The organism is Corynebacterium sp. MSK019 (assembly GCF_030232425.1).
In the GTDB taxonomy this organism is placed as follows: domain Bacteria; phylum Actinomycetota; class Actinomycetes; order Mycobacteriales; family Mycobacteriaceae; genus Corynebacterium; species Corynebacterium jeikeium_D.
Map to the genome: position 1 here is coordinate 1 of NZ_JASPJT010000024.1, position 6,954 is coordinate 6,954.

Annotated in this window: 4 protein-coding genes; all 4 read left to right on the forward strand. The window is 60.0% G+C overall.

The genetic code is table 11. From position 1 onward, the window contains the following. Nucleotides 1-401 precede the first annotated feature (401 nt). The 4 genes from QP982_RS10525 (at nucleotide 402) to QP982_RS10540 (ending at nucleotide 6,823) form a co-directional block, all read left to right on the forward strand. Nucleotides 402-3,449 carry an MMPL family transporter gene (locus QP982_RS10525; RefSeq protein ID WP_284870533.1) on the forward strand — a complete coding sequence of 1,016 codons (3,048 nt, stop codon included), beginning with the start codon at nucleotides 402-404 and terminating at the stop codon, nucleotides 3,447-3,449. A 61-nt stretch (nucleotides 3,450-3,510) separates the two neighbouring features. Then, nucleotides 3,511-4,812 (forward strand): tRNA guanosine(34) transglycosylase Tgt, encoded by a 1,302-nt coding sequence (gene tgt / locus QP982_RS10530; RefSeq protein WP_070862829.1) that lies wholly within the window; start codon nucleotides 3,511-3,513, stop codon nucleotides 4,810-4,812. Nucleotides 4,813-5,067: 255 nt separating this feature from the next. Further along, nucleotides 5,068-6,030 (forward strand): ABC transporter ATP-binding protein, encoded by a 963-nt coding sequence (locus tag QP982_RS10535; RefSeq protein WP_284870535.1) that lies wholly within the window; start codon nucleotides 5,068-5,070, stop codon nucleotides 6,028-6,030. Between the two features lie 13 nt (nucleotides 6,031-6,043). Next, the gene (locus tag QP982_RS10540; protein WP_049190211.1) at nucleotides 6,044-6,823 is read left to right on the forward strand and encodes an ABc transport system integral membrane protein; all 780 of its coding nucleotides are present in this window, start codon (nucleotides 6,044-6,046) and stop codon (nucleotides 6,821-6,823) included. Nucleotides 6,824-6,954: the final 131 nt, after the last annotated feature.

Genomic DNA, 6,954 nt, shown 5'->3' on the forward strand with positions numbered 1-6,954 from the left:
AGCTATTCTTTGGTGATTTGTGGTGTGTGGTCTGGGGTTATGGTGGCATGCGGACACACTTTTCTTTACTTAACCCTAAAGCGGTGAATGGTGAGGCACCCGACCTGGAGTGCCTAAATCACAAAAATAACATCAGTAACACACACCCCATTGTTCACGTTTATCCGGGAAGTCCGCTACTCTTAGCAAAAGTATTTCCGGTTTTTATGTCGTGCCCGCCCCCAATGACCATGTCAGCGCCAGAGTTGATGTTGGCCAATCCGGGGTGGTCGCTAGCATCGGAGTAGCGAAGAGGCTTCAAACTGCAGGTGGAGTCCGAGGGAGTGCGTGGTTAGCGCGAATTCGGGGAAGCGGCAGTTGGGGGCGGTCCAGGCGAATATTAGACGTAAGGGAAACTTGACATGGCAAAGGCCTTGTTCAAACTCGGCAGGTTCTCCTACCTGCATAAATGGACTGTGATCATCGCGTGGTTCCTGATTTTGGCGGGGCTGGGCGGTGCAGTTGCCGCATTCCAGAAGGGGTTCATCGACCAGTTCTCGATCCCCGGCATGCCGTCGGCAACGGCTTCGCACGTGATCGAGGAAAAGTTCCCCGATGTTCCGAACCCAATTCGAGAGCAGCGTATTTATGTCGCCTTCGAGGCCCCGGAGGGGCAGAGGCTCGATGACCCACAGAATAAAGAAGCTGTTGACCAGGTCATTAACGGCATCCGCGACAATGTCGGCCAAATCTCCGATGATTTGCAACTTCACAACCCGGTAGACCTCAATCCGAAGATGCAGGCGATGGTCAAGGAACAGGGCATGGCCGCCGGCCTGCCCAAGGATGTTGCCGAGGCCGACGCCAATGCCATGCGTACCGTGTCCGATGACGGTCGCTACGGTATTTCCACCTTCGTTTTCGATGCCAAGATGCCGCAGGATATCGAGCCGGAGAATATGCAGGCGCTTCTCGACGCAATGCAGGCCGGTCGTGACGCCGGTATCAAGGTCGAGGCCTCTGGCCCGGGCATGCAGCCCGCGATTGAGGTAGCTCCGACCTCGGAGATTATCGGTGTGACCGTGGCATTTATCGTGCTGGTTGTCACCTTCGGATCTCTGGTCGCTTCGTTCCTGCCAATTGTGACGGCGGTAGTGGGCATTATCATCGGTGTCTTCGGCGTGACATTGATGACCGCATTCACCGACGTCAACTCGATTACCCCGGTGCTTGCCGTCATGTTCGGCCTGGCTGTCGGTATTGACTACGCACTGTTCATCCTCTCTCGCTACAGGGCAGAAAGAGCCCGAGGGATGACCAACGAAGACGCCATCGGCATGGCTACCGGTACGGCTGGCTCCGCTGTGGTTTTCGCTGGCCTCACCGTGATTGTCGCCTTGGCAGCGCTGACGGTCGCCAAGGTGCCGTTCATGTCCCTGATGGGTATTTCGGCGGCAATTACGGTGGCCTTCACAGTGCTGGTCTCTCTGACCCTGCTGCCGGCAGTAATGTCTCTGCTGGGGGACAAGGTCTTCGCTGGTCGCGTGCCCGGTGTTGCTGGCAACCCCTCGCGTAATCCGCGCAAGGAACGTCGCTCTTCCTTCTTCGGTGAGATGACGATGGGGCGACGTTGGGTGACCTTTGTGCACAAGGCCCCAGGGTTGTTCTTGGTCGGCTGTATCGTCCTATTGTTGGCATTGGCCTACCCGGCCATGCACTTGAAGCTGGCGCTGCCGTCCGACTCTACTGCGGCTAAGGACAGCACGAACCGCAAGGCCATCACCATGATTGAAGAGGGCTTCGGCGCGGGACGTAATTCTCAGCTCATCATTATTGCCAAGTCGGACGATGTGAAGCCCGATGCGCCGGTGCTCAAACCACTTATCGAGTCCCTGAGACAGACCAACCCGGAACTCTCTGACATCGAGGCCGCCCGCAAGGCTTCCTATAGTTACGCTGTCGACCAGTTCAAATCCAACGTCGGTGTCGAGCACATCCAGATGATTGGCATGAATCATGACGGCACTGCGGTCAAGATGATTATGACCCCGAAGTCGGGTCCACTCGATCCTGCGACCAAGCAGCTGATGAACGCGGTGCGCGATCAGCAGAAGCAGATTGAGCAGACCACCGGCCTATTCACCGGTGTCACTGGCCTGGTTCCTATTGAAATTGACATCACCGACCGCCTCCAGGGCGCAATGCCGCTCTACTTGGGCGTTGTCGTGGGTCTGGCAGTGATCCTGCTGCTGATGATTTTCCGTTCCCTGATGGTGCCGTTGACTGCGGGTGTGGGCTTCTTGCTCTCTGTCGCAGCCGCATTCGGTGTCACAGTGGCATTTTTCCAGGACGGCCTCTGGGGTGTGATTAGCACTCCCGGTCCGTTGGTCAGCTTTCTGCCAATCTTCCTCATCGGTGTGACGTTCGGTTTGGCCATGGACTATCAGGTCTTCCTGGTTTCCCGCATGCGCGAGCATTACACCCACAACAAGGGTGAATCCTCACCAGAGTCGAAGTACAACGCGGTCGAAGAATCGGTCGTTGAGGGCTTTACGCTCGGCGCTCGTGTGGTCACTGCCGCTGCGATTATTATGATCTCCGTCTTCGCAGCGTTCGCCGGGCAGCCCCTGGCGATCATTAAGGTCTTCGGTTTCGCGCTGGGTGCCGCAGTGCTTTTCGACGCCTTCGTTATTCGCATGACGTTCATCCCGGCATCTATGTTCCTGCTTGGCCGCGCTACTTGGTACATGCCGAAGTGGCTGGACAAGGTGTTGCCTTCTGTGGATGTCGAAGGCTCTGCCCTGGAAGAGGTTTCCGAGGAACTGGTGGAGAAGGGCCGCCGCGAGCGTATGGCTCGCGGTGAGTCCCTGTTGCCCGAAAACGAAGGTGCTGGGCGTGGCTTTGGCGACGTTGACGCTGACGAGGACGAAGCAGACAGTGCTGCTGGTGAAGTCGGTGCTGGTGCAGCCGCTGCGGCGGGCGCGGCGGGCGCGGCGGGCGCAGCAGGTGGTACCGCTGTGGCGGTTGCGACCAAGAAGCGTAACCGCTGGATTCCGAAGCGGAAGAAGGCAAAGCTGGAAGAGCTTGAGCCCGCTGACCAGGCCAAGCAGGCCGAACAGCCGGAGCGCTCTGACCAGGCTGAGTCGGCCGAACCGTCCGCCCCGACGGCGCTTGCTGAGCCGGAGCAGCCGACACAGTCGGAGCAGACAGAGCAGCCGGAGCAGGCAGAGCCGACCGAACAGCTCATGCAGCCCGCGCCAGCTGAACCAACCGACGCCCAGCCGAACCCGGAAAATGCCAAGGACGTCGAGGTCCGCCCGTACTACAGCCCGGCTCGTAAGCGGAAGAAGATTACGGTTGCGGAACTGATGAAGCGCGAAGGACTCGAAGAGGAAGCGCCACGTCGTAGCCGCGCCGTGTGGGACCCGGAAAACGCTGCCCAACCCGAGGAAAATGACAGCGCTGAGTAACTCGCGAATAGCACCCAGGTAACCTCAAGGCATTAGCACTGGACCACAACCAAGGAGCTTCATGTCGCAGTCGAGGACGACGGGCTTTGACGTCGTAAAGCAAATCGAAGGCGCGCGCGGACGTGCTGGCACCATCCACACCCCGCATGGCGATATTGCTACGCCGGCGTTCATTCCGGTCGGCACGAAAGCGACCGTGAAGACGCTCACGCCCGAGCAGGTGCGATCCACCGGCGCGCAGGCGATGCTGTCGAACGCGTACCACCTGTACCTGCAGCCCGGCGAGGAAATCGTCGACCAGGCCGGCGGGTTGGCAAAGTTCTCCAACTGGAACGGCCCGACATACACCGACTCCGGCGGATTCCAGGTGCTCAGCCTCGGCGCAGGCTTTAAAAAGACCCTCGCGATGGACGTCACCGGCATGCAGAAAGACGACATCGTCGCCGAGGGCAAAGAGCGCAACGCGTTCGTCGACGAGGACGGCGTGACTTTCCGCTCGCACATCGACGGCTCCGAGCACCGCTTCACGCCGGAGGTGTCCATGCGTATTCAGCACGCGCTGGGCGCCGACATCATGATGGCGTTCGACGAGCTCACCACGCTCATGAACACCCGCGGCTACCAGGAGGCATCCGTCGAGCGCACGCACCGCTGGGCGCGTCGTTGCCTTCAGGCTCACAACGAGCTGACAGTTTCGCGCGGTCAGGTTGACGCGCACGTCCATTCGCTTGACGACGGCCAGTTGCCCATCCAGCAGTTATTCGGTGTCGTGCAGGGTGCGCAGTACGAAGACCTGCGCCGCAAGGCCGCGCGCGGGCTGGTGGAGCTCTCCCGCGAGTTCGAGGACGCCGGCCAGCTCGGCTTCCACGGCTATGGCATTGGTGGGGCGATTGAGAAGCAGAATCTGGGCCTGATCTGCGGTTGGGTCAACGACGAGCTTCCCGACGACCGCGCCCGCCACCTGCTGGGGATTTCCGAGCCGGACGATATTTTCGCCGCTGTCGAGGCCGGTGCCGACACCTTTGACTGCGTGGCTCCGACCAGGCTTGCCCGCCGTGGTGGTGTGTACACGCTCGATGGCCGGATGACCTTGACGAATGCCCGCTTCAAGAACGACTTCCGCCCCGTGGATGCGGAGGTGCCCTCCTACACTTCGCTGAATTATTCCCGGGCCTACCTGCATCATCTGTTGAAGGCCAAGGAGTACCTGGCTGGCACGCTGTGCACGATTCACAACCTGTTTTTCATGGTGCAGCTGGTGGAGAACATTCGGGCTGCTATCCTGGAGGACCGGTTCTTCGAGTATCGCGATGAGTTCATGGGCCGCTACTACGCCAACGGTGGTCGTGCGGTGGGGAATTAGGGGCCGGCTGGGCTGGGGAGTGCTTGGGTCGGTTGGGCTGTGGCTGGGCTGGGGCTAGGCTTCTGCCTTTTCGCACTTCACGACAGCCATGTCACCTCGTGCCATCTGTGGAGGTGGCATGAGGTGACACCAGTGGCGTGAAGTGGCAGGGAACACCCGAATCAGTCCAGTGGCGTGAAGTGACGGCTGGGCGGGCCCGGGGGAAGCCCAAAACTAGACCTAGCTCTACTGCGCGAGGCAGTCTCAACCGGCATCATGGAGGACATGATCACGGTTGAACGACTCAGCAAGAAGTATGGCTCGAAATTAGCCGTCGATGACCTGTCCTTCACCGTTCCCGACGGTGTAGTGACAGGTTTTCTCGGCCCAAATGGCTCCGGCAAGTCCACCACCATGCGCTGCATGCTGGGCCTCGATGCCCCGACCACGGGCCAGGCCTTGTTCACCGGAACGGATTCGCAGGGCAACACCTACAGCAACCAGCCCTTTTCCACGCTGAAGAATAAGCCCAGCGTCGCCGGCGCAATTCTGGATGCCGGTTGGCACAACAAGGCTCGTTCGGGCCGCTCTCATCTGCGGGCCCTCGCCCGCGGCGCTGGCATCCCCGACACCCGCGTGGAAGAGTGCCTTGAGCAGGTCGGTATGACCGAGGCTGCGACGGACAAGGTCGGCGGCTACTCGCTGGGTATGAAGCAGCGTCTGGGAGTGGCGGCGGCTCTGCTCGGCAAGCCGCAGCATCTGATCTTGGATGAGCCGGTCAACGGCCTCGATCCCGAAGGCGTCTCGTGGATGCGCCACACCATCAAGGCGCTGGCCGCACAGGGCTGCGCTGTTCTCGTGTCGTCGCACCTCCTTTCCGAGATGCAGCTCACCGCCGACCGCATTGTCGTCATCGGTCGCGGCCGCATGATCGGCGAGTACACCATGGACGAATTCCTCGCCGACGGCACGGTCGTCGAAGTTGAGGTCGATGATCCGGCTCGGCTGCTGCAGGCGTTGGGGCCGGTGGCGCGTGGGGTTGACGTCGATAAGCAATTGCGCATTCCGCTTTACGACGGCATCAGCGAGCAGCAACTCCGCCGCGACATTGCGGCCGCTGCCCTGCGTGAGGGGCTGTTGGTGACACGGTTGAACACGAAGCGCGACAACCTGGAGGAGAAGTTCCTGGCTGCGACCCAGGAATCGCAGGAGTACCGCGCGCAGGCGATTGGGCAGTAGGGGAGTGACTGAGATGAGTTTTGGAAACGCTTTGCGGTCGGAATGGACGAAGCTAGCCAGCCTGCGCGGTACGTGGGTCTATGTGGTGCTGTTGGTCGGTTCGATAGCTGGGCCGATGGCGGCTTTCAGCATGGCGGCGGATGCTGGTGCGACTGCTGATTGGGAATTGCTGCTGTTGGGGACCGTGATCTTCAACATGATCGTGATTGCCTTTGGTGGCTCCACCCTGGCGGGTGAGTACAACGATCAGATGAATGCGCATGCGTTCTTGACGCAGGACCGAAGGAGCCTGTGGCTTTCGGCACGGATGACGCTGACCCTTGTGCTGATTGCTGTCTGTTGGGTCATTGGTGTGGCGCTTGCTTGGTTATCGGTGACGGTTTCCCCGCGCGTGGAGTTCAAGGGCGGCGACGCTGCCACGGACATGCTCGCCGGAGTGCTTGGCTTTGTAGTGTTTGGACTAATCGCGATGTCGCTGGGAGTGCTGACGCGCTCGCGCGTGGCCGCTGTCGCTATTCCGCTGGTGTGGATTCTGGTGGTGGAAAGCATGCTGGAGTTCGCGGCGCTGGCGTATGCGATTTTCCGGCCACTGTGGCTGGTCACGCCGGGTGCACGCATTCAGCAGTTGTCGACGCAATTGGGCGGTCTGATGGCAAATCCGGAGAATCCACGCATCGGGTTTGAGGCCGGCATGACGCAGCCGATGTGGTTCAACATCGTGGTGCTGGTGGCCTGGATTGTTGTGGCTGTTGGCGTTGCTCATTGGGTCAATGCCAAACGGGATGTGAAGTAAAAGCAAAAAGTGCCGCGACTACTCGCTTCTCAGGCGAGGTCGCGGCACTTTTTTCGGGTTAAGTGACAAAAAGTGTGTCTGATTTTCAGCCTATTTGCTGGTCAGGCCGCATAAAACGGGCTTATATAAGG

Bases quoted from the DNA above. Each gene is read 5' to 3' on its own strand.
- QP982_RS10535 (WP_284870535.1), top strand. From the start codon at position 5,068: ATGGAGGACATGATCACGGTTGAACGACTCAGCAAGAAGTATGGCTCG.
- QP982_RS10540 (WP_049190211.1), top strand. From the start codon at position 6,044: ATGAGTTTTGGAAACGCTTTGCGGTCGGAATGGACGAAGCTAGCCAGC.
- tgt (WP_070862829.1), top strand. From the start codon at position 3,511: ATGTCGCAGTCGAGGACGACGGGCTTTGACGTCGTAAAGCAAATCGAA.
- QP982_RS10525 (WP_284870533.1), top strand. From the start codon at position 402: ATGGCAAAGGCCTTGTTCAAACTCGGCAGGTTCTCCTACCTGCATAAA.